General features: G+C 68.0%; 19 protein-coding genes. 14 read left to right on the top strand and 5 right to left on the bottom strand.

The genetic code is table 11. From position 1 onward, the window contains the following. Positions 1 to 72 precede the first annotated feature (72 nt). Both F573_RS0102440 and F573_RS0102435 read left to right on the top strand, forming a co-directional pair. Positions 73 to 486, top strand: coding sequence for a YchJ family protein (locus tag F573_RS0102440; protein ID WP_019021342.1), 414 nt, complete (start codon positions 73 to 75; stop codon positions 484 to 486). Then, positions 483 to 1,130, top strand: coding sequence for a DNA-J related domain-containing protein (locus F573_RS0102435; RefSeq protein ID WP_019021341.1), 648 nt, complete (start codon positions 483 to 485; stop codon positions 1,128 to 1,130). The genes F573_RS0102440 and F573_RS0102435 overlap by 4 nt, the downstream gene beginning before the upstream one ends. Positions 1,131 to 1,140: 10 nt before the next feature. Here the strand turns inward: F573_RS0102435 and F573_RS0102430 are convergent, their stop codons facing one another. Next, positions 1,141 to 1,932 (bottom strand): ferredoxin--NADP reductase, encoded by a 792-nt coding sequence (locus F573_RS0102430; protein WP_019021340.1) that lies wholly within the window; start codon positions 1,930 to 1,932, stop codon positions 1,141 to 1,143. Between the two features lie 220 nt (positions 1,933 to 2,152). On the opposite strand from F573_RS0102430, the gene clpB reads away from it, so the two are divergent. Then, positions 2,153 to 4,735 (top strand): ATP-dependent chaperone ClpB, encoded by a 2,583-nt coding sequence (gene clpB, locus F573_RS0102425; RefSeq protein ID WP_019021339.1) that lies wholly within the window; start codon positions 2,153 to 2,155, stop codon positions 4,733 to 4,735. A 207-nt stretch (positions 4,736 to 4,942) separates the two neighbouring features. Here the strand turns inward: clpB and F573_RS0102420 are convergent, their stop codons facing one another. The 3 genes from F573_RS0102420 to gdhA all read right to left on the bottom strand — a co-directional run bounded on the left by F573_RS0102420 (position 4,943) and on the right by gdhA (position 7,490). Next, positions 4,943 to 5,461, bottom strand: coding sequence for a hypothetical protein (locus F573_RS0102420; RefSeq protein WP_231372012.1), 519 nt, complete (start codon positions 5,459 to 5,461; stop codon positions 4,943 to 4,945). Between the two features lie 2 nt (positions 5,462 to 5,463). Further along, complete coding sequence (locus tag F573_RS0102415; protein WP_019021337.1) at positions 5,464 to 5,784, bottom strand: hypothetical protein; 321 nt, start codon at positions 5,782 to 5,784, stop codon at positions 5,464 to 5,466. A gap of 356 nt (positions 5,785 to 6,140) precedes the next feature. Further along, entirely contained in the window at positions 6,141 to 7,490 is a 1,350-nt protein-coding gene (gdhA, locus tag F573_RS0102410; RefSeq protein WP_018871135.1) for an NADP-specific glutamate dehydrogenase, read from the bottom strand. A gap of 189 nt (positions 7,491 to 7,679) precedes the next feature. Between gdhA and F573_RS0102405 the strand changes: the two genes are divergently transcribed. The 4 genes from F573_RS0102405 to F573_RS0102390 all read left to right on the top strand — a co-directional run bounded on the left by F573_RS0102405 (position 7,680) and on the right by F573_RS0102390 (position 12,369). Next, the gene (locus F573_RS0102405; RefSeq protein ID WP_019021336.1) at positions 7,680 to 9,029 is read left to right on the top strand and encodes an alpha/beta fold hydrolase; all 1,350 of its coding nucleotides are present in this window, start codon (positions 7,680 to 7,682) and stop codon (positions 9,027 to 9,029) included. Between the two features lie 64 nt (positions 9,030 to 9,093). Beyond that, entirely contained in the window at positions 9,094 to 10,266 is a 1,173-nt protein-coding gene (locus tag F573_RS0102400; RefSeq protein WP_019021335.1) for a putative zinc-binding metallopeptidase, read from the top strand. Positions 10,267 to 10,300: 34 nt separating this feature from the next. Next, positions 10,301 to 11,971, top strand: a complete 1,671-nt coding sequence (locus F573_RS0102395) for a BCCT family transporter (protein WP_019021334.1) — start codon at positions 10,301 to 10,303, stop codon at positions 11,969 to 11,971. Between the two features lie 107 nt (positions 11,972 to 12,078). Further along, positions 12,079 to 12,369, top strand: coding sequence for a hypothetical protein (locus F573_RS0102390; protein WP_018871131.1), 291 nt, complete (start codon positions 12,079 to 12,081; stop codon positions 12,367 to 12,369). 36 nt (positions 12,370 to 12,405) lie between these two features. Here the strand turns inward: F573_RS0102390 and F573_RS0102385 are convergent, their stop codons facing one another. Then, positions 12,406 to 12,978, bottom strand: coding sequence for a hypothetical protein (locus tag F573_RS0102385; protein WP_019021333.1), 573 nt, complete (start codon positions 12,976 to 12,978; stop codon positions 12,406 to 12,408). A gap of 145 nt (positions 12,979 to 13,123) precedes the next feature. Between F573_RS0102385 and F573_RS0102380 the strand changes: the two genes are divergently transcribed. The 7 genes from F573_RS0102380 to F573_RS0102350 all read left to right on the top strand — a co-directional run bounded on the left by F573_RS0102380 (position 13,124) and on the right by F573_RS0102350 (position 22,721). Beyond that, positions 13,124 to 14,032, top strand: coding sequence for a LysR family transcriptional regulator (locus F573_RS0102380; protein WP_019021332.1), 909 nt, complete (start codon positions 13,124 to 13,126; stop codon positions 14,030 to 14,032). Between the two features lie 12 nt (positions 14,033 to 14,044). Continuing rightward, entirely contained in the window at positions 14,045 to 14,791 is a 747-nt protein-coding gene (locus F573_RS0102375; protein WP_019021331.1) for a type 1 glutamine amidotransferase, read from the top strand. Beyond that, positions 14,788 to 15,300, top strand: a complete 513-nt coding sequence (locus F573_RS0102370; RefSeq protein WP_019021330.1) for a hypothetical protein — start codon at positions 14,788 to 14,790, stop codon at positions 15,298 to 15,300. Before F573_RS0102375 ends, F573_RS0102370 begins: the two co-directional genes overlap by 4 nt. After that, positions 15,297 to 16,430 carry an AI-2E family transporter gene (locus F573_RS0102365; protein ID WP_019021329.1) on the top strand — a complete coding sequence of 378 codons (1,134 nt, stop codon included), beginning with the start codon at positions 15,297 to 15,299 and terminating at the stop codon, positions 16,428 to 16,430. The genes F573_RS0102370 and F573_RS0102365 overlap by 4 nt, the downstream gene beginning before the upstream one ends. 46 nt (positions 16,431 to 16,476) lie before the next feature. Next, entirely contained in the window at positions 16,477 to 17,940 is a 1,464-nt protein-coding gene (rng, locus tag F573_RS0102360; protein ID WP_019021328.1) for a ribonuclease G, read from the top strand. Between the two features lie 72 nt (positions 17,941 to 18,012). Continuing rightward, positions 18,013 to 21,855: a YhdP family protein gene (locus F573_RS0102355; protein WP_019021327.1), complete on the top strand. Its 3,843-nt coding sequence runs from the start codon at positions 18,013 to 18,015 to the stop codon at positions 21,853 to 21,855. Positions 21,856 to 21,890: 35 nt separating this feature from the next. Continuing rightward, positions 21,891 to 22,721, top strand: coding sequence for a carbon-nitrogen hydrolase family protein (locus F573_RS0102350; RefSeq protein ID WP_019021326.1), 831 nt, complete (start codon positions 21,891 to 21,893; stop codon positions 22,719 to 22,721). Positions 22,722 to 22,755 lie beyond the last annotated feature (34 nt).

Here is a 22,755-nt window from a genome sequence, read left to right as displayed (position 1 = left end):
GGGTTACGCTACTCCCTGCACTGGCGTGGGGGGATTTCCCGCGTCCCGATCATTTTTTCTCGGGGGGTCGAGATGGGTCGCCGCAAGCCGAAACCGGACAGCGTGAACTGCTCCTGCGGGTCCGGTCACCCGCGGGAACGCTGCTGCGGGCCGCGCATCGACGGCAGCGCCCCGGCGGAGACCGCCGAGGCGCTGATGCGTTCGCGGTACACCGCCTTCACCGAGCACAACGAGGCCTACATCCTGGCGACCTGGGATCCGCAGACCCGCCCGGCCTCGCTGGAGCTGGATCCGGACCGGCGCTGGCTGGGCTTGAACGTGCGCGACACCGAGGCCGGCGGCCGCGAGGACACCACCGGGGTGGTCGAATTCGTTGCCCGCGCGCGGCTGCACGGCCAGGGCATGCGGCTGCACGAACGCAGCCGGTTCCGGCGCATCGACGGTCACTGGTACTACATCGACGGCGATACGCCGGACGCCTCGTGAACCCCGTCGTCGATGCCGCCGCGGGTGCGCGTACCGGGGGCGATACCGAAGTCGATCCGGGACTGCTGGCGGCGGTGGAACAGGGCGTGCGCGCGCAGGCCGCGGGGCAGACCGAGCACGCGCTGATCGCCCGCCTGCGTGACGCCGGCGTGGTGCCTTTCGCCGGAGCCGACCTGCGCGAACCGCTGGGGCTGTTCCGTACTCATTTCCTGCTGTTTCACTGCCTCTATCGCCTGCGCGACCGGCTGGCGGCCGAGGGCGAATGGCTGCGCATCCATTGCCTGGATATCGGTATTCAGGCGCGGGCCATGGCCGGCGCGGGGGCTGCGGCAACCGTCGGCACGGTCTCCGCGGCCCTGGTGCGCGAGGACCCTTTGCGGGCCTATTACCTCGACCTGAGCACTCTGGATCACATGGATGCGGCCGCGGTGCAGGCCCTGCTGGATGGCTTCTGGCGGCGGATGGACGGTGGCGACCGCCGGGCTACGGCGCTGGCGGTGCTGGAGCTGGCGGATCCGGTGGAGGACGCGGAGGTCCAGTCCCGCTACCGCCGCCTGGCCCAGCGCCACCACCCCGACCGGGGCGGTGACACGGCCACCCTGCAACGCCTCAACGAGGCGCGCTGGATCCTGCTGGGGGGGTGATGCGGGAGCGTCAGTCGTCGGCGTCGTCCATGGTGGTGACGAAGGCCTGCTCCACGGTGTAGGTGCCGGTCCCCTTGTAGCTGGTCTGCACCCAGCCGTGTTCCTCCAGCCACTGGCTCATCTCGCGGTTCATCGCCGGGTTGCCGCACAGCATCACGCGATCCTGCTCCGGATCCGCCGGCGGCAGATCCAGCGCCCGGAACAGCTCGCCCGAGCGGAACAGCTCGGCGCCGCGCTGGTTGTTGTCGAACGGCTGCTGCGCCACCGGGCAGGCGAAGTCGTGATCCTCGCGGGTCACGGTGGGCATATACCGGAAACGATCGCTGATCTTCGCTTCCAGTTCCTCGCGATAGGCCAGTTCCTCCACGGTACGCACGCTGTGCACCAGGATGACCCGTTCGAAATGTTCGAACACCTCGTCGCTGCGGACCAGGGAGACGAACGGCGCGATGCCGGTGCCGGTGGCCAGCATGTACAGATGACGCCCGGGCTGCACGTAGTCCACCGTCAGCGAGCCGGTGACCTTGTTGTTGATCCAGATCGAGTCGCCCGGTTCGACATGGGCGAGGCGGCTGGTCAGGTCACCGTCGGGCACGTGGATGCTGAGGAACTCGAGTTCCTCGCTGGACGGGTCCGACACGATCGAATAGGCGCGCGGGATCAGCTTGCCCTCGGGGCGCAGGCCGAGGGTGACGAACTGGCCGTTGTGGAATTCGAAGCCTTCCGGCCGCGTGGTGGTGAAGCTGAAGGTCTTGTCCGACCAGCGATGCAGGGACGTGATCTGCTGTTCCGAATAGGGCATGACGAGCGCTTATCTCCTAGTGTTGTACTCAACAATTTAACAGCCGCGGGGCCGGCCTGCCGAAAGCGCCGGTAAGGGCGGGGGCTTCCCGCGCGCCGCAGGTGGACCCGAGAACGCGCACGGAAACGGGAATTTGTGGCCGCGGACTTGAACCCGGGTATGCGTGGCCCCATGGTTCAGGTCAGTTGCCAATTTCGAAGCGAGGATTAATCCAATGCGAATGGATCGCCTGACGACCAAATTCCAGAGCGCGATCTCCGACGCCCAGTCGCTGGCGGTGGGCCGGGATCATCAGTTCATCGAACCCGCCCACCTGCTGCTGGCCATGCTGGATCAGGAGGGCGGCACCACCCGCCACGTGCTCGACCGTGCCGGGGTCAACGTGCGCCAGTTGCGGTCCGCGCTGGGCGAGGCGCTGGACCGCATGCCGAAGGTGGAGGGTGCCGCCGGCGACGTGCACGTGTCCAGCGACCTGGGGCGCATGCTCAACGTGTGTGACAAGCTCGCCCAGGAGCGCAAGGATCAGTACATCCCGAGCGAGCTGTTTCTCCTCGCCGCCATCGACGAGAAGGCCGGTGTGGGCGAGATGCTGCGCAATGCGGGGGCCAACAAGGATTCCATCGAGGATGCGGTGGACCAGATCCGCGGTGGCGCCCAGGTGGACGACCCCAACGCGGAGGAGAACCGGCAGGCGCTGGAGAAATACACCACCGACCTGACCGAACGGGCCGAGCAGGGCAAGCTGGATCCGGTGATCGGGCGTGACGAGGAGATCCGCCGTTCGGTGCAGGTACTGCAGCGCCGGACCAAGAACAACCCGGTGCTGATCGGCGAGCCGGGGGTCGGCAAGACCGCGATCGTCGAGGGTCTGGCCCAGCGCATCGTCAACGGCGAGGTGCCCGAGGGGCTCAAGGACAAGCGCGTGCTGGCGCTGGACATGGGGTCGCTGCTGGCCGGGGCCAAGTACCGTGGCGATTTCGAGGAACGCCTGAAGTCGGTGCTCAACGAGATCTCGCAGGAAGAGGGTCGCGTGATCCTGTTCATCGACGAGATCCACACCCTGGTGGGCGCCGGCAAGGCCGAGGGCGCGATGGATGCCGGCAACATGCTCAAGCCGGCGCTGGCGCGTGGCGAGCTGCACTGCATCGGCGCGACCACGCTCAACGAATACCGCGAGAACATCGAGAAGGACGCCGCGCTGGAGCGCCGCTTCCAGAAGGTGCTGGTGGACGAGCCGACCCAGGAGGACACCATCGCCATCCTGCGCGGACTGAAGGAACGCTACGAAGTGCATCACGGGATCGAGATCACCGACCCGGCGATCGTCGCCGCGGCGCAGCTGTCGCAGCGCTACATCACCGACCGCCAGCTGCCGGACAAGGCGATCGACCTGATCGACGAGGCGGCCAGCCGGATCAAGATGGAGATCGACTCCAAGCCCGAGTCCATGGACCGGCTGGAGCGGCGCCTGATTCAGCTGAAGATCGAGCGCGAGGCGCTGAACAAGGAATCCGACGAGGCCTCGAAGAAGCGCCTGGGCACGCTGGAGGAGGAGATCGAGCGCCTGGAGCGCGAGTACTCCGACCTCGAAGAGGTGTGGAAGTCCGAAAAGGCCTCGGTCTCCGGCGCCGCGCAGCTCAAGGAAGAACTGGAGCGCGCGCGTCAGGAGCTGGAGACCGCGCGGCGTGCCGGTGACCTGTCGCGCATGTCCGAACTGCAGTACGGGAAGATCCCGGATCTGGAGAAGTCCCTGGCCATGGCCCACGAGATGGAGAGCCAGGAGACCCAGCTGCTGCGCAACAAGGTGACCGACGAGGAGGTCGCCGAGGTCGTCTCGCGCTGGACCGGGATCCCGGTGGCCAAGATGCTGGAGGGCGAGAAGGACAAGCTGCTGCGCATGGAAGAGGCCATCGGCGAGCGCGTGGTCGGCCAGAACGAGGCGGTGACCGCGGTGGCCAACGCCATCCGCCGTTCACGCGCCGGGCTGGCGGATCCCAACCGTCCGAACGGCTCGTTCCTGTTCCTGGGCCCCACTGGCGTCGGCAAGACCGAGCTGACCAAGTCGCTGGCCGGCTTCCTGTTCGACACCGAGGAGGCCATGGTGCGCATCGACATGTCGGAGTTCATGGAGAAGCACTCCGTGGCGCGGCTGATCGGGGCGCCCCCGGGCTATGTCGGTTACGAGGAGGGTGGCTATCTGACCGAGGCCGTGCGCCGCAAGCCGTACTCCGTGATCCTGCTGGACGAGGTCGAGAAGGCGCATCCGGACGTGTTCAACGTGCTGCTGCAGGTGCTGGATGACGGCCGCCTGACCGACGGTCACGGGCGTACCGTGGACTTCCGCAACACGGTGATCGTGATGACCTCCAACCTGGGCTCGCAGCAGATCCAGGAGATGGCCGGCGAGGACAACTACGATCGCATGAAGGGCGCGGTGATGGAGATCGTCGGGCAGCACTTCCGGCCCGAGTTCATCAACCGCGTGGACGACGTGGTGGTCTTCCACCCGCTGGAGCGCGAGCAGATCCGCGCGATCACCGACATCCAGCTGCGCTATCTGCGCGAACGCCTGGAGGAGCGCGAACTGGGGCTGGAGGTCTCCGACGCGGCGCTGGATCACCTCGGCGAGGCGGGCTTCGACCCGGTGTACGGGGCGCGGCCGCTGAAGCGGGCGATCCAGACCCAGCTGGAGAACCCGCTGGCGCAGCAGCTGCTGTCCGGCGAGTTCGTCTCGGGCGACACCATCCGCGTGGACATGGAGGGCAACCAGCTCCGCTTCACCAGGGACGCAGCCGTCGCCTGATCCGTCCGATGCATTTCCCCACCTCCAGGGCCCGCCCTGCGCGGGCTTTTTCTGGGAGGGGGCGGGGAAACGATAATTATTGTTTGCTGACCGGGGGCTGCTGCGTCCGCAACGGGTTGCACGTTCAGCAGTGGTGCCGAGTCAGGTATAAGGCGTGCTGGAGTGCCCTACCCCATGATGCAGTAATCCTCTTGCCTCGGAATTGCATCACTCTGCCAGCCCGGTCAGGGCGTGGCGCAGTTCCTGTTCTTCCATGAAATCGGTGTCGATCACGATGATGGCATGGTCGTCGATCACCGAGAAAACGAAGGTGCCATGATCGGCCGTGCGGAAGTAGTAGTGGAGATGGCCCGAGACCTCCCAAACGTCCGTTTCCGCGTCGGCGACGAATATCCGCCGGAAGGCGTCGATGGCCGAGTTTGCACAGCTATCTTCGGCCTGTGAATCCAGGGTCGACCGGAAGAAATCGGGATAACTACATGCCCCGGTTTCCAGGTTGCCCCCCCGGGAGAGGCTGATATAGTCCTTTCCGGACTTTTCGCTGTACTTGATGATCAGAACATTGTCCTTGCCCCCCGCTGACCCTATGGCAACAGGGTTCGGAGGAAGCAGGTATTGCTGTCCGGAGTATGACAGTGTCAGCTGGTCACCTGATGTCGCATTGGGGCTGGCCAGCATGAGGGTGAACGAAAGCGCAAGTGCGACCGAAGCAAGTCGTTTGCTCATGATCACAACCCCATCAGCGCCATATTGATTCTCGACTTGTACGCAACGGCGACCTGACTGCGGCAGGTCTCGTACTGGGACGTATCGCCAGAGGCAATGCGCTTGCCAATCTTCGCCAGCTGCTTGGCCGCATAACGGGGCCCCGCCTTGGTAGCGCCAGGGCGCGGAACCATGTCCATTGCCGCTGTGCAGGACTGAGCTTCCTGAAGCGCTTCCAAGGCAACCTTCGCGACATTCCGGGTTACAGCATGGGGCGCTGCGGTGTCTTCACCCCAGAAATAGTTGATCACCGTGGAGATCCGTTCCCGATCGTCGTGGTTCATCGCCAATCTCCTTTTGGCTGTTGCTATGTTATCAACCCTACGTTCGGTCCGAATCGGTTTCAAGCTTGCCTCACTCGCCCTGCAGGCCACCCTTTCCGTCAGAAGTGGTCACCGCAGGTCGCGGGCTTTCTGGTGAGCTGTGCCTCCCCCATGGAAGCGCTGAACCAGGCCGCCCCCGGGGGGTGCTCCTCCGGGACGCTTTGGCGTACCCCCTCTGCGCCTGCACAACGGCCGATGCCCGAGCAGAGGCAATCGGGCCCGGGCATCGGCTCGTTTGTGGTCAGTGCCACCTGCGCGGTGCTGATGTTCCTGCTGCTGGTCGTGGCCGGCATGCTGGAACTGTCGACCCCGGGACCTCAGATGTGGCCCATGGCCTCCATGGCGCGGGCGACCTTGACGAAGCCGGCGATGTTGGCGCCGACCGAGTAATTGCCCGGTGAGCCGTATTCTTCGGCCGTCTCGAAGCAGGTCTGGTGGATGTTCGCCATGATCTCCTGCAGGCGTGCTTCGGTGTGTTCGAAGGTCCAGGAGTCGCGGCTGGCGTTCTGCTGCATTTCCAGCGCGCTGGTGGCCACGCCGCCGGCGTTGGCGGCCTTGCCCGGACCGAACGCGATGCCCGCCTCGCGGAAGGTCTGAATGCCCTCCGGGGTCACCGGCATGTTGGCGCCTTCGGCGACCGCGATGCAGCCGTTTTCGACCAGCGCCTTCGCGTCCTTGCCGGTCAGTTCGTTCTGCGTGGCGCAGGGCAGGGCGACCTCGCAGGGGATCTCCCAGATGCAGCCGTTTTCGCGGTATTTCGCGCTCGGCTTGCGTTCGGCGTAGTCCGAGACCGGCCCGCGTTCACGCTCCTTGATCTGGCGCAGCAGGTCCAGATCCAGGCCGTCCTCGTCGAGGATCACGCCACGCGAGTCCGAGCAGGCGATGACCTTCGCACCCAGCTGCTGTGCCTTCTGCGTGGCGAAGATCGCCACGTTGCCGGCGCCGGAGATCACCACCCGCTTGCCTTCGAGGGAATCGTTGCGGGCCTTCAGCATCTCCTGGGTGAAGAACACCGCGCCGTAGCCGGTGGCCTCGGTGCGCGCGCGGCTGCCACCCCAGTCCAGACCCTTGCCGGTGAACACACCCGACTCGAAGCGATTGGTCAGGCGCTTGTACTGCCCGAACATGTAGCCGACCTCGCGCTGGCTGACACCGATGTCGCCGGCGGGGACGTCGGTGTATTCGCCGAGGTAGCGATACATCTCGGTGATCAGGCTCTGGCAGAAGCGCATGATCTCGCCGTCGGAGCGGCCCTTGGGATCGAAGTCGCTGCCGCCCTTGCCGCCGCCGATCGGCAGCCCGGTAAGCGCATTCTTGAAGACCTGGGAGAAGCCGAGAAACTTGACGATCCCCAGATACACCGATGGATGGAAGCGGATGCCGCCCTTGTACGGCCCCAGCGCGCTGTTGAACTGCACGCGGAAGGCACGGTTGATCTGGAGTTCGCCGCGATCGTCCTGCCAGGGCACGCGGAAGATGATCTGGCGTTCCGGTTCGCAGACGCGCTGGATGATCTTCAGGTCGGCGAATTCCGGGTACTTGACCAGAACCGGGCCCAGGGTCTGCAGCACCCCGTGCACGGACTGGTGAAACTCCGTCTCGCCCGGGTTGCGGTGCAGGACTTCCTGATAGATCGGCTCGAGTTTCTCGTCGAGACTTCCGTTCATGAGTGTCTTCCTGTGTGAATCATGGGCGCGCATTAAGGCATAAGCTGCTACCCGGGACAATCCTGGCTGCTCTTTTGTGGTGCAGAATGCACATGGATGGTGCGGGCTGGACGGGCGGCGCGTGGCGCGGGAACATGCCCGGAATGGAAGCGTCGGGGCCCGCCGGAGGCCGGGCCGGAGGATGAAACCATGGATGAGCGGGCAGGGGTGCGTGACGTGTTCCGCCGGCTGATGTGGCGGCTTGCGTGGATGCCGGTGCTGCTGGCCGTGGCGGTGGCCGGGACCGGCTGCACCCTGCTGGAGGCGCGTGGTCAGTTTGCCGCGATGCAGGGCGCCTGCGTACTGGAGGGCCGCATCGCCGGGGCCGGAGAGCTTGGCAAGGATTCGGACGACGGGGCCTACGTGGTGCTGGCGGTGCGCGAGCGCGGTGAGGGGTTGCCGCCGGAGGTGGTGGATCACGTGCTCACCGGGTCCGGCGGGCAGTGGTTCTTTGCCCTCGAACCGGGCGTGTGGTCGGTGCTGGGCTACTGGCAGGATGGCCGCGATGCGGATGCCGTGCCGGGGGCCGCTCATGCCTGGGAACGCGGTGCAACGCTCGATTGCGGCGCGGGCGAGCGCTACCTGGACCAGCGCATTCGGGTCGACGATCCCGCGAGGCGAATCGACGGGGCGTTCGACGAGGGCGGCCTGACGTTCCCGGGCGCGGCGGCGGAACGGGCGGCACACGAGGATGATTCGCTGCCCAGCCTCGGGCGGGTTACGGCCTTCGGTCTTGTCACCACGCTGGCGGACCCGCGATTCGATCCGGCGATTGCCGCCGCCAGTCAGTGGCGGCCGCTGGATTTCGTCCGCGATGGCTACGCCGGGGTGTATTTCCTCGATGGTCCCTACGACCCCGCGCGCGAGCCGGTGCTGTTCATCCACGGCATGAACGGTTCGCCCGACTCCTTCGAGGCGCTGGTGGAGGATCTGGATACCCGCCGTTTCCAGCCCTGGGCATATTACTACCCGTCGGGTGTCCCGCTGGAAGCGGCCGCGGCGCACCTGGCGCAGGTGATGGAAGAGCTGGAGCTGCGCTATGGCCTGGAACGGTATCAGGTGGTGGCGCACAGCATGGGCGGTCTGGTGGCGCGCGGCTTCCTGCTGGAGCGTGAGCGCCGCGGCGCGCCTGCCCGGGTTCCGCGCCTGGTGACCCTGGCCACGCCCTGGGGTGGCCACCGGATGGCCGCGACCGGGGTCGCGCATGCGCCGGTCGTGGTGCCGGTCTGGCGTGACATGGCGCCGGGCAGCGAATTTCTGGAAGGTCTGTTCGCCGGCTCGGCCGGGATTCCGGCCGAGACCCATCTGCTGTTTGCGCATCGCCGGGACAGCGGGCGCAGCCGTGAGCTCACCGACGGTGTGGTGAGCCTCGAGAGCATGTTGCGGCCGGAGGCCCAGGCGGCGGCCGCGAGTCTCTACGGGGTGGATGCCACGCATGCGGGCATCCTCGAGCATCCACGAACCCTTGAGCGGGTGCGGACACTGCTCGAGGGGCCCTGACGCGGGGCGCCGGAGGGCGTACTCTGGAGCGGTACCGGCAGACCGGGAACGGCGGGGAAGATCCATGCAGTTGTTCGAGTGCGAGGCCTGTGGCCTTGCGGTTCATTTCGACAATACTCGCTGCACCCGCTGTGGCCACCGCCTGGGTTTTCTGCCCGACCGCATGCGGGTGGCGGCCCTGGCTCCGGTCGGGACGGGCACCGACCGGCAGGGCCGCGAGGTCGCGGGGGGATGGTGGCAGGTGGCCGGGGAGCCGGACGGCCCGCGCTATCGGCAGTGCCGGCATTATGCGGTGGACGGCATCTGTAACTGGATGGTGCCGGAGTCGGATCCGGATCCGTTCTGCCGCGCGTGCCGTCTGAACCGGACCATCCCCGACCTGAGTGTTCCCGGGAACCGGACGCTGTGGGCGCGTCTGGAGGCGGAGAAGCGGCGTCTGGTCTATGGCCTGCTGCGGCTCGGCCTGCCGGTGACGCCCAGGCGCGATGACCCCGCGGGCCTGGCATTCGATTTCCTGGCGTCCACCGCGCCGGCGTTTCAGGAGGGGGGTGGCGTGGTGACCGGGCATGCCGCCGGTCTCATCACCCTGGATATCGCCGAGGCCGATCCGGCGGTGCGCGAGCGCATGCGCGAGGCGATGGCCGAGCCCTATCGCACCATTCTGGGACATTTCCGCCACGAGAGCGGCCACCATTACTGGGAACGCCTGGTGCGCGGTGGCCCGGCGCACGAGGATTTCCGCCGGCTGTTCGGCGACGAGCGCGCCGATTACGATGCCGCGCTGCGCCGTCATTATCGCGAGGGGCCGCCGGCTGACTGGCAGGAGCGCTTCGTCAGTGCCTATGCCAGTGCCCATCCGTGGGAGGACTGGGCGGAGACCTGGGCGCACTATCTGCACATTGTGGACACCCTGGACACCGCGCGGGCCTATGGCCTCGAGGTTGGCGCCGAGGGGCTGGCCGGCTCGGCGATGAGCCACGCGCCGGATTACGATCCCTATCATGCCCCGGACATCGATACCCTGATGGATCACTGGCTGCCGCTGACCAATGCCCTCAACAGCCTTAACCGCAGCATGGGGCACGGCCACATCTACCCGTTCACGCTGACCCCGGCCGCGATTGCGAAGCTGCGGTGGGTCCATGCGATCATTCGGGCCGCGCGCGACCGTGCGGGGCCGGGATGCGGGACGAGCCCGGCCGGCGAGTCGTTCACGCCCCGGCGGTCGTCCGCCTGACCCGCCCGCATCGGATCCGGAAACCAGGGGAACCATGTACAACGTTGCCACCCGCGGTCCGTTCAAGGGCCTGAACCCCCGTGTCGCCTTCGTCTCCATCGTTGCCGTGCTGATCATCGTGGCGCTGGCGATCTACCGCACCGATCAGGTGGATGCCGCGGTCAGCGGCGCACGCGATTTCCTCAGCCCCCTGCTGGAGTGGTATTACGTCGCCGCCATGGCCTTCTTCCTGGTCCTGGTGATCTGGCTGGGCATCGGCCGTTACAAGGACGTGCGCCTGGGACGGGACGACGAGGTCCCCGAGTTCACCACCCTGTCCTGGCTGGCAATGCTGTTCGCCGCGGGCATGGGGGTGGGCCTGCTGTTCTGGGCGGTGGCCGAGCCGCTGAGTCACTACGGCGGCAATCCGTTCGTGGCCGGCGACGGCGACCCGGCGACGGCGGACATGTCCATGGTGCTGACTTATTTCCACTGGGGGCTGAACGCCTGGGCGGTGTTCGCGCTTCTGGCGCTGATGCTGGCGTATTTCGGTTTTCGCCGGGGCCAGCCGCTGGCCCTGCGTTCGGCCCTGCATCCGATGCTGGGCAAGTACGTGCACGGCTGGCCGGGCGACATCGTCGACCTGCTGGCCATTCTCGCGACGGTGTTCGGCATCGCCACCACCCTGGGCCTGGGCATCCAGCAGCTGGGGTCGGGGCTGGACCACCTGACCGGGATGGGCACCTCGGCGACCACCGAGGTGGTGATTACCGCGGTGCTCACCGCGATCGCGGTGCTGTCGGTGGTGACCGGGCTGCAGTCCGGCGTGCAGCGGATCTCGCAGGCCAACATGTGGCTCAGCGCAGGGCTGCTCGCGCTGCTGTTGATCTGGGGGCCGACCCAGTACCTGCTGGCGCTGGTGGTGCAGTCCACCGGCTCCTATCTGCAGAACCTGATGGGGCTGTCGCTGTACACCCATGCCCACCATACCGACGGCTGGCATGCCGACTGGACGGTCTTCTACTGGGGCTGGTGGCTGGCCTGGGCGCCGTTCGTCGGGCTGTTCATCGCGCGCATCTCGCGCGGGCGCACCCTGCGCGAGTTCGTAATGGGCGTGCTGCTGGTGCCCACCATGATCACCTTCGTGTGGCTGGGCCTGCTGGGCGGGACCGCACTGTACGCCGAGTCCGAGGGGATGGCCGGCATCGCCGCCGCGGTCAGCGAGGACATGACCCGCGCGACCTTCCTGACCATGGAGACCCTGGAGCCGGGGATGATCGCGATCGGCGGCAGCCTGCTGGTCACGGTGCTGATCGCGACCTACCTGCTGACCTCCGCGAACGCCGGCATCGTGGTGATCAACACCCTGCTGGCGCACGGCTCCACCGAACATCGCACGGTGCACCTGGCGACCTGGGGTGGCGCCATGGGCCTGCTGACCGCGGTGCTGCTGCTGGCCGGCGGACTGGAGGTGCTGCAGAGCGCGGTCATCCTCGCGGCCCTGCCGTTCTCGCTGGTGATGCTGGTGATGATCGTCGGCCTGATCCGCGGGCTGGAGGAGGAGCGCTGGGCGCCGCGGCCGGGCGAGCACAACATCGTGCCCTCCGAGCCCTGGCAGGTGCCGCCCGACCGGGCCTACGAGGATTTCGACGTGGAGGACGACGCCCCGCTGGCGGAGGACTCGCCCGAACGCGATGACGAGGGCTGGCGGTCGCGCCAGGGCTGACCAAAGGCCCGCCGCTGCAAGGGCGGACTTTCCGTGCGCCCGGGCATGGCTTAGGGTGCCCGTCGCGAATCCCACGAAAACTTCAGAGCGCGAACGGAGACCGCTACATGAGCGACGAAACCCTGCAGCTGTCCGGTGAACTGATCCAGAAAGTCCAGGGCGTGCTGGCCGAGGCCGACCCGCGTGCCCAGCAACCGCTGGTGGCCGTGCAGTATCTGAGTGCGATCACCGGCTTTCTGCTGGCGCAGATGCCCGAGTCGGTGGATGAACGCAAGGATTACCTCAAGCAGCTCGCCGCCTTCACCGAATCGGTGTTCGACGACGTGGAAGGCCAGAAGCAGCAGCAGCCCGCTGCGCCGCAGGAAGCCAGCGGCGTGTGGCGCCCCGGCGACGACTGAACCGGGCGCTTGCGACGGGGACGCCGGGGCAGCCGGTCAGTCCTCGTCGTCCTGACGGCGCTGCCGCATCTGCCGCAGCATCGCCTCCTGTTCGTTGAAGCTGGGCATGCGGCGTTTCCCCCCGGCATCGCGATCGCGGTCGTTGGCACCGGCGGGGCCCGGCTGGCCCGGGCGTTCGCCTTCCTTGACCTCCTGGTATTCCTGCAGCTCGCGCCGGGCGTCCTCGTCGGAGGTGTAGCGCCCGCGATAGTCCTGCGGCGGGCGGTTGCCCTTGCGCAGGAAGGCCCGCATCCGCAGTTCCTTGTTGTAGCGCGTCACGCGACGGTCGATCCACACCAGGTCAAAGGCCGCCAGCGCGGCGACCGGTGCCGCCGGGAGCAGCCACCAGAGTCCGGGTGCGAATACGGCGAGGGCGGCGGTGGCCGCGCTGCCGGCGATGAACGCCACCGCACCGACGGGTTCGTGGAGATAGAAACGGTGCCCGCCGACGGGGAACAGCAGCCACGCGGCATAGGCCGCCGGCCGCGAACGCATGGTACTGGCCAGCCGGGCGTTGACCGCCTGCAGCCCGCCACCTTCCAGATCGAGTTTCTTCCAGGCCTTGCTCATGGGGCGGAGTCTAGCCACCCGAGACGGCGGTGGCGATTGCGTGGGTCCGGCGCGGGGCCTTTGCGGGCCGCCCCGTCCGCATCTGCCGTGCCGGACAGGTGCTGGTAGCATGGCGTTTTTGCGCGCGAAGGGGTGAACGGGGCCGATGGCCGATCGACGCTTGCAGGTGTTTCTGACGGTGGCGCGGCAGCTGTCCTTTACCCGGGCGGCGGAGAGCCTGCACATGACCCAGCCGGCGGTGACCTTTCAGGTCCGCCAGCTGGAGGAGCAGCTGGACGCGCGGCTGTTCGATCGCAACCACAACCGGGTGGCCCTGACCGAAGCCGGGGAACTGGTGCGGCGTTACGCCGAGCGGATCTTCGATACCTACGGCGAGATGGAAGCCGCCCTGCGCGAGCTGAAGGGGGCCGCCGGGGCGCTGGTGATCGGCGCCAGCACCACGGTGGCCGAATACATGCTGCCGTCGCTGCTGGGGGCGTTCCGCCGTGCGCATCCGGAGATCGGCATCCGCCTGCGGGTGGGCAACACCGGGATGGTGGTGGGCATGGTCGAGGAAGGCAGCGTGGACCTGGGCATCGTTGAGGCGCCGGTGACCCATCGCAGTCTGGAGGTGCAGGCCTGTTTCAGTGACCGTCTACAGCTGGTCGTACCGCCCGACCATCCGCTCGCCGGACACGACAGTGTCGGGGTGGAGGCCTTCATCGACGCCCCATTCATATGCCGTGAGGAGGGTTCCGGGACCCGCGAGGTCATCATGGAGTACCTTAGGCAGGCCGGGTACGACCGCAACGCCCTGCGCGGCTGCATGGAACTGGGCAGCCCCGAGGCCATCAAGGGGGCCGTGGCCGCCGGTATGGGGGTCTCGGTGCTGTCCGAGGCCGTGGTGGCCAAGGAACTGGCCCTGGGCGAACTGGCGGCGATCCCGCTCGATCCCGCGCTGGAACGGCCCATCTCGCTGGTCCATGCGCGACAGAAATTCCGGGTGCCGACGCTGGAGGTGCTCAAGCAGTTCCTGCAGGACTACTGCCGGCCCGGCCCCGACATGCCCAAATAAGGACAAAGTGCGATGAAGAACTACTGCGTAGTACAGCACACCTATTCTGAGTTCCTGGCCCTGATCGAGGCCCAGCTCGAAAAACGCGACATCGGTTTCTCCTATTACCGCCCCTTCGTCGGGCAGGATCTGCCCGGCTCGGCGGCCCAGTTCGACGGCCTGTGGCTGCTGGGTGGCGCCTGGCCCACGGCGGACCGCGAGAACAACCCGCAGGTCCCGGACGAACTGTCCCTGATCGACATCTTCCGTCGCTCGCAGCGCCCGGTGGTCGGGCTCGGCATGGGCGGGCTGCTGGTGGCCGAACAGGCCGGGGGCACGGCCCGCGAGGAGCCGCCCTACGTGGCGCGCTTCACCACCGCCCACAAGACCGCGGCCGGCGAGGGTGACCCGGTGGCCGAGGCGGTGGACGGCCACCGCGTGCTGCAGCTGCACCACGGCTCGGTGGAGCTGCCCGAAGGGCTGGAACCGATCATGGTGGATGACGATGGCCAGTGGCTGATGGTGCGGCCCGACGAGCTGACCTATGGCATGCTTTTCCGGCCGGAGGCCAAGCCGGGGATGCTGGAAGACATACTGATGGAAGCCGACCACAATCCGCCGCCGAACATGGGCGAATTGCTGGGCGAGGCACGCATGGAATGGAACCAGATGCAGCAGGTCACCGACAAACTGCTCGTCGCTCTGGTCAAGCAGCTGTCGCTGATGCAGGAGCGGCGCAAGATGCCCGTGTTCAGCCTGCAGATCGAGGGTGATGGATGATCCCGCCGAAGGGCTCGACGGGCGCCGGCCTGCCCGGGGACCTCGGGCAGGTCCTGGCCGGCGGCCAGGCCGGGCGGCGGCGTGATGCGACCACCGAGGCGATCGCCGAGGTGGCCGCGCGCCTGTCCGAGGAGGATCGGGCGAGCCTGCTGAAGTTCGCGCGTTTTCTCGAAGCCCAGGGTGATGGTGCCGGGGCGGGCGACGAGGGCGGTGACCCTGCGGCTGCCCCCGAACCCGTCGGCGTGCCGGAACCCGAGCCCATCCCGCGGCCCGAGGGCGAGTCGGTGATCAAGGCGATGCGCCGGCTGACCGCCACCTATTACATGCTGGACCGCGGCAAGCTGCTCAACGAGGCCTCGTCCTTGATGGCCCAGCACGTAATGCAGGGTCGCGAGGCCGAAGAGGTCATCGACGAACTGGAAACGGTATTCTGGTCGCACTATCAGGCCAGGGTGCAGGCCGAGGACCCGCATCGCGGCGGCAACGACAAGGACAGCCCGACGTCATGATCGACATGCTCCGCCAGTGGTACCGGCGGCACTTCACGGATCCGCAGGTGGTGATCCTGGCCATGCTGTTGCTGGCCGGGTTCCTGGTGATCGTGTTCGCCGGGCGCATCCTTGCGCCGCTGCTGGCGAGCGTGATCATCGCCTATCTCCTGGAAGGGGCAGTGGCCAAGCTGCAGCGCCTGCGGGTGCCGCGCATCCTCGCGGTGATACTGGTGCTGCTGGGAGCACTGCTGGCCACGCTGGCCGCGCTGTTCAGCGTGGTGCCGCTGATGTCGCAGCAGGTGACCCAGCTGGTGCGCGAACTGCCGGGCATGATCTCCGAGGGGCAGAAACTGCTGCTGCAGCTGCCGGAGCGCTACCCCCAGCTGATCACCGACGAACAGGTGTTCGAGCTGATGGGCGCGATCCGTGCCGAGGCCACCCAGCTGGGGCAGCAGGTGGTGACGTTCTCGCTGGCGTCGGCACGCCATCTGGTGGACGTGGTGATCTACCTGATCGTGGTTCCGCTGATGGTGTTCTTCATGCTCAAGGACCGCGACCAGATCCTCGGCTGGATCCGGGGGTTCATGCCGCGCGACACGCATCTGGCCAGCGAGGTCTGGGGCGAGGTGAACGTGAAGATCGCCAGCTACGTGCGCGGCAAGTTCATCGAGATCCTGATCGTCTGGGTGGTCAGCTTCGCCACCTTCAACTGGTTCCAGCTGGAATACGCGGTGCTGCTGTCGTTCATGGTCGGCATCTCCGTGATCATCCCCTACATCGGTGCCGCGGTCGTGACCATCCCCGTGGCGGCGGTGGCATATTTCCAGTTCGGCCTCAGTTCCGAGTTCGCCTGGGTGCTGGTGGCCTATGGCGTGATCCAGTTCCTCGACGGCAACGTGCTGGTGCCGCTGCTGTTCTCCGAGGTGGTCAACCTGCATCCGGTGGCAATCATCGCCTCGGTGTTCATCTTCGGCGGGATCTGGGGCCTGTGGGGCGTGTTCTTCGCCATCCCGCTGGCCACCCTGGTGCATGCGGTGATCAAGTCCTGGCCGCGGTCCCTGCCACCCGGATCGCCGCCGGGCGATCCGCCGCCGTCCGACGGGGACGCGGATCCTGCCGCAGCGACCCCCGCGCGCGACTCCGCCTGAGGCGGAGTCGCGTTCCTTTTTCGTACACGCCGACCAAAGACCCCGCATGACCGGAACCGAACTGCTGATGAACGTCACGCCCCAGGAGAGCCGTGTGGCCCTGGTCGAGAACGGCGTGCTGACCGAACTGCACATCGAGCGCGCGCGCCAGCGGGGCATCGTCGGCAACATCTACAAGGGGCGCGTAGTGCGCGTGCTGCCGGGGATGGATGCCGCGTTCGTCGAGATCGGTCGCGACCGCACCGCCTTTCTGCATGCCTCGGACGTCATCTCGCGCAACGAGGACGAGGGGCGGGGAAGCGAAGGGATCCGCGATCTGCTGCACGAAGGGCAGGAGCTGCTGGTGCAGGTGACCAAGGACCCGATGGGTTCCAAGGGCGCGCGCCTGACGACCTACATCACCGTGCCGGCCCGTCACCTGGTGTTGATGCCCAACCAGAACAATGTCGGGGTCAGCACGCGGATCGAGGACGATGCCATGCGTGCCCGCCTGCGCGAACAGGTCGAGGCCCTGCGCGACGAACTGGCCCCGCAGCACGGCTTCATCGTGCGTACCGCGGCGGAGCTGGCGGACCACGAGGCCCTGGGTACCGACACCGCGTTCCTCAAGAAGATCTGGGACAGCCTGCAGGAAGCCGCGCGCAGCGCGCCGGCCGGGACCGAGGTGTACGCCGACCTGCCGCTGGTTCAGCGCATCCTGCGCGACATGGTCGGGGTGGACCTGGAACGGGTCCGCATCGACTCGCGCGAGACCTACCAGAAGATCGTCGATTTCTCCCGGCGCTATCTGCCGGAGCTGACCGAACGCATCGAGCACTACCCCGGCGAGCGGCCGATCTTCGATCTGTTCAACATCGACGAGGAGATCCAGCGCGCGCTGGAGCGCAAGGTCGAGCTGAAATCCGGTGGCTACCTGATCTTCGATCAGACCGAGGCGATGACCACGGTGGACATCAACACCGGCGGCTTTGTCGGCCACCGCAAGCTCGAGGAGACCATCTTCAAGACCAACCTGGAGGCGGCCCAGGCCATCGGTCGCCAGCTGCGCCTGCGCAATCTCGGCGGGATCATCATCATCGATTTCATCGACATGCAGGATGACGAGCACAAGCGCCAGGTGATCCGCGCGCTGGAGAAGGCGCTGGAGCGCGACCACGTGAAGACCCAGATCTGCGACGTGTCGCCGCTGGGGCTGGTGGAGATGACCCGCAAGCGCACCCGCGACAGCCTCGAACACCAGTTGTGTGAGCCCTGTCCCACCTGTGGTGGCCGGGGCTATCTCAAGACGGCCGAAACCGTGTGTTACGAACTGTTTCGCGAGATCCTGCGGGAGGTGCGCCAGTACGATGCCCGCGAGCTGCGGGTGCTGGCCTCGCAGAGCGTGATCGACCTGCTGCTGGACGAGGAGTCGGCGAGCCTGGCGGAGCTGCAGAGCTTCGTCGGCATCCCCATCCGTTTCCAGGTCGAAACCCTCTATACCCAGGAGCAGTTCGACGTGGTGTTTGTCTGAGGGAGGTCGTCCAGCGTGAATGCAGCGGAGCGAACCGGGTACGCCCGGAACAGGCTGCGCACGATCGCTCGGGTGCTGGTGCCTGCGCTGCTGGTCGTGATCCTGCTGCTGATGCTCGTGCTGCTGGGCCTGCGGCTGTTCCTGCCGCACTGGGACGGGTTGCACGAACGCCTGGAAACGGCCGCTTCCGAAACCTCCGGCATGCAGGTGCGGGCCGAGTCGGTGGAGCTGGGCTGGCGCGGCTGGACCCCCGAGCTGGTAGTGCGCGGGGTGCAGATGGTCGACGGCGATGCCGAGCCCCTGGAGGTCGAACGGGTCGGGGCCACCCTGGATCCGGTGGCGTCGTTGCGCGCGTGGGCGCCCCGCCTGCGGCTGCAGGTCATCGGCATGGAGGCCCGTCTGGTCCGCCAGGCGGACGGGCGGGTCACCTTCCACGGTCACACCATGGGCACCGGCGAGGGCGCGGTACTGGAACATGCGCTGGAGGCCTGGCCGGAGTTCGATGGCGAGGCGATCTCGCTGGTGTGGGACGACCGTGTTGCCGGTATTACGTCGGCCGCCCGGCTGGAACGTCTGAGTTTTCGCAGCGCCGCGGATGGCGACGGCCTGCTGCGGCTGGCGGGCGCCCTGGACCCGGAGGCCGCCGGAAGCTTCGAACTGGGCGTGCGGATCCCGGCGTCCGCCGCCCGCGATGCCCGGTTCTTCCTCGAGGGCCAGAGCCTGGAGATCGCTCACTGGGCACCCTGGCTGGCCTATCTCGGCCTGCCGGCGATCGACGGCACCAGCGGGGCGCGGATCTGGGGTGACCTGGAAGACGGTCGCCTCACCCGCCTGCGCGGGTTCCATACCACCCGGCTGAACGGCGACGAGGACGCGCGCGAGCGCGAACTCGGACACCGCTTCGACTGGCACGTGGACGATGCCTGGCACCGCTCCGCCTGGACCGGCACGCGGCCCGGCTCCGGTGACCTGCGCATGCGCTATCGCCTGGAGACGGGGGCGCACGGCGCCGTGGTGGACCGGCTGGAGCTGGCCGCGCGCGGGCTGGATGCCGAGGTCTATGCCCCGTTCAAGCCCCTGCTGGATCATGCGGCGCCCGCCCTGGCGGACCCTGTGGCGCGCCTGCGTCCGCGCGGCCGGCTGGCGGACGGCACGCTGGTGGCGCGGCGCGATGACGACCGTCTGCGGATCCGCGAGGCGGAGCTCGATCTGCGCTCGTTCAGTCTGCGCACCGATGGCGACTGGCCGGGGGTGCGCGGCCTGGATCTGCGTGCATGGTGGGACGCGGAGACCGACGAGGCCGGCGCCACGTTCGATGGCGAACACCTGCGTGCGGAGTTCCCGCGCGTGCTGGGGGACGAGATCCTGTGGCTGGACCGCCTGCGCGGCGAGCTGCATGCACGACGGCATGCGCCGGACGACTGGACCGTGGCCGGGGAGGGGCTGGAGGTCCGGGCCGAGCAGGGGGCGGCTTCGCTGCGCGGAGAACTGCGCCTGGATGGTCACGAACAGGGGCCGCTGCTGGCCATGGCGATGGACATTCATCATGCCGACGGGGCCTACGCCGCTCGCTATCTGCCCGAGCGCTATCTCCCGGCGACCACTTATCAATGGCTGGCGCGCAGCATCGTCGACGGTCGGGGGACCGGCGGGGGCATGGCCTACCGGGGGCGCCCGCTCGAATTCCCGTTTGCGGACCACCAGGGGGTGTTCGATCTGTGGGCCGACATTGAGGACGGAGTGCTGGACTATCAGGAGGACTGGCCGCCGGCGGAGGAACTGGCGGGGCGTCTGTGGTTTCGCAACGAGGCCTTCCGCACCGAGGGTGCGCGGGGCCGTATCCTCGACACCCGCATCACGCGCGGCGATGTCACCGTGACTGACATGACCGGCGAGCCCGATCTCGAACTGGATGCGTCGGCCGACAGCAATGCGGCCGATCTGCTCGCATACCTGCGCCGGGCCGGGCTGGGCGACGAGCTGGCGGAGCTGCGCGACGGGGCCGAGGCCGCCGGCCCGGCGGGCCTGGACCTGCAGCTCCTGCTGCCGCTGGACAGCGATCGCATGGATGACCTGCGGGTGGCCGGGCGGCTGCGGCCGCAGGGGCTGGACCTGAACGTGCCGCAATGGCCGGTCGCACTGGACGGACTGCGCGGCGAGATCCGTTTCGATACCGCGGACCGGGTGCATGCCGAGGGGCTGGAGGCAGGGGTGCACGGCGAACGGGTGGCCCTGGACATCGACTGGCCGCTGGACGGCGAACGCGCCCGGCTGGGGCTGCGTGGTCCGCAGCCGCTCGAGCCCTGGCTGGAGGGGATCCCGGAACTGGCGGCCCATGCCAGTGGCCGCGCCCATTGGGACGCGGAACTGAGCCTGGGGGGCGGGATGGATGGGATGCGCCTGGATCTGCGTTCGGATCTGGAGGGCGTGGCCATCGACTGGCCCGACCCGCTGGGCAAGGCGGAGGATCAGCGACGCGATCTGACCGTCTCCCTGCCGCTGGACAACCGGCGGCCAGCGGTGGGGGGGCTGGGTCTGGGTGATGTCCTGCACGCGCGGCTGCGCCTGCTGCCGCAGGACGAACAGCGGCCGGCGCTGCAGGCGCTGGCGCTGGGCCTGGGGCGAGCCGCCGGCGATCCGCCCGGCCTGCCCTCGCAGGGCGCCGTGGTCGAAGGGCATTTTGCCGAGCTCGACGCGGAGGCCTGGGCGCGGGCCCTGCAGGCGGCGCCCTGGACGGGCAACGTGCAGGTGGCCGGCCCCGGCACCGACGCCCCGGAGGAAGCGGTCACCGGCGTGCCGCTGAATCGCGTGGTCCTGCGTGTGGGCGAGGCCTTGCACTGGGATGACCTGAGTGTGCCCGCGACCCGACTGCGCGCGGTACGCGACCCCGGTGGCTGGCAGGTGGAAAGTCGCTCCGACTGGCTCGCGGGGACCCTGGGCTGGCGCCACGGCCCGAGCGACCGGCGGGATCACCTGCAGCTGGAGCTGGAACAGGTGCACCTGCCCGAGCTGGAACCGGGCGGACCGGACGCCGATTCGCCCCCCGAAGAGACTCCGGCAGCGGAGGGGGTGAGCGATCCGCGCAACTGGCCGTCGGTGCGGCTTGCCCTCGACAGTCTGCGTCTGGGCGATTACCGTTTTGCCGACATCCGTGGTGACCTGATCCCCGATGCCGACGGTCTGGCCCTGCGGGACCTGGTGCTGCGCAGTCCCGAGCCGGGAATCCGTGCGGCCGGCCGCGGCGGCTGGCATGTGGATGCCGGGGGGCGAGGCCGGAGTCGCCTGGAACTCGATCTGGAGGGCGATGACTGGGGGCAGGGGCTGGATTCCAGCGGGCTGACCCGCGCCCTGCGTGGCGGCGAGGGGACCGCCGAGGTGCAGCTGGAATGGCCCGGCGCTCTGTTCCGGCCGAGCCTGGCGCGCCTGCAGGGAACCATGGAACTGACCCTGAGCGATGGCGAGCTCGCCGATGTCGAGCCCGGCGCCGGGCGGCTGCTGGGTCTGGTGAGCCTCGACCTGCTGCCGCAGCGGCTGCGTCTGGACTTCCGCGACCTGTTCGTCGAGGGCCTGGCCTTCAGCGAACTGCAGGGCAATGCCCGGCTGGCGGACGGCGTGCTGCATGTGCCGGAGCTCGGTCTGGAGACCGCCTCCGCGGCGATCCGGGTGCGGGGCGACACCAACCTCGTGGCACGCGAATACGACCAGGAAATCGTGGTCGTACCGCGACTGCGTACGGCACTGCCGATCGCGGGGGCCCTGCTGGGCGGCCCGGTAACCGGAGCCGCAGTGCTGCTGCTCGAACGCGTGCTGGGTATCGGCGATCAAATGGAAGAGGCGGCCCGGGTGGAGTATCGCGTGACCGGGCCGTGGGAGCGGCCGCGGGTGGAAACCCGGGTGGAACCGGCAGAGGACTGAACACTGATGAATCGGAATCACGACAAGGAGCGCGCATGACACCGGTGGCCGCCATTCAGATGGCATCCGGGACCCAGCCGCAGGCCAATCTGGCGGATGCCCGCCGGCGCATGGCCGAGGCGGCGGAGCAGGGCGCCCGCGTACTGGTACTGCCGGAGAACTTTGCCTTCATGGGGATGCAGGAGACCGATGTCCTCGACATCGCCGAGGCCCCCGACGGTCAGGGCCCGCTGCAGCGTTTCCTGGCCGAACAGGCGCGCGCCCTGGGGGTCTGGATCGTCGGGGGCACGCTGCCGCTGCGGGCGCCGGACGGCAGGCGCGTGCGCTCGGCGTGCCTGGTCTGTGACGATCGCGGCGAGGTGGTGGCGCGCTACGACAAGATCCACCTGTTCGACGTGCACCTGCCCGACAACAACGAGGCCTACACCGAGTCGCGGGTGTATCAGCCCGGCGACGAGGTGGTGACCGTGGACACCCCGGCGGGGCGTCTGGGGCTGGCGATCTGCTACGACCTGCGCTTCCCCGAGCTGTTCCGTGCGCTGCTGGACCAGGGTGCGGAATGGGTCGCGCTGCCGTCGGCGTTCACCGCGCAGACCGGCCAGGCCCACTGGGAGGTGCTGCTGCGGGCCCGCGCAGTGGAAAACCAGATGTACGTAGTGGCCGCGGCCCAGGGCGGTTTCCACGTGAACGGTCGCGAGACCTGGGGCCACAGTGCGGTGATCGACCCCTGGGGCCGCGTACTGGGGGAGCTGGGGCGCAACCCCGGGGTGCTGCTGGGGGAGATCGACGGCCGCGAGGTGGAACGCATGCGGACCGTGTTCCCGACCGTCTCGCATCGGCGTCTGGGCTGTGCCATTCCGGAGTGAGCCTGCCGGAGCGCGTGCGGGGTGCGAGAGCCCC

The sequence above is a fragment of the Thioalkalivibrio sp. ALE23 genome, from assembly GCF_000378545.1.
Taxonomy (GTDB): Bacteria; Pseudomonadota; Gammaproteobacteria; order Ectothiorhodospirales; family Ectothiorhodospiraceae; genus Thioalkalivibrio.
The sequence above is the reverse complement of the archived record's forward strand: the minus strand, read 5'-3'. Positions and strand labels throughout refer to the sequence as shown.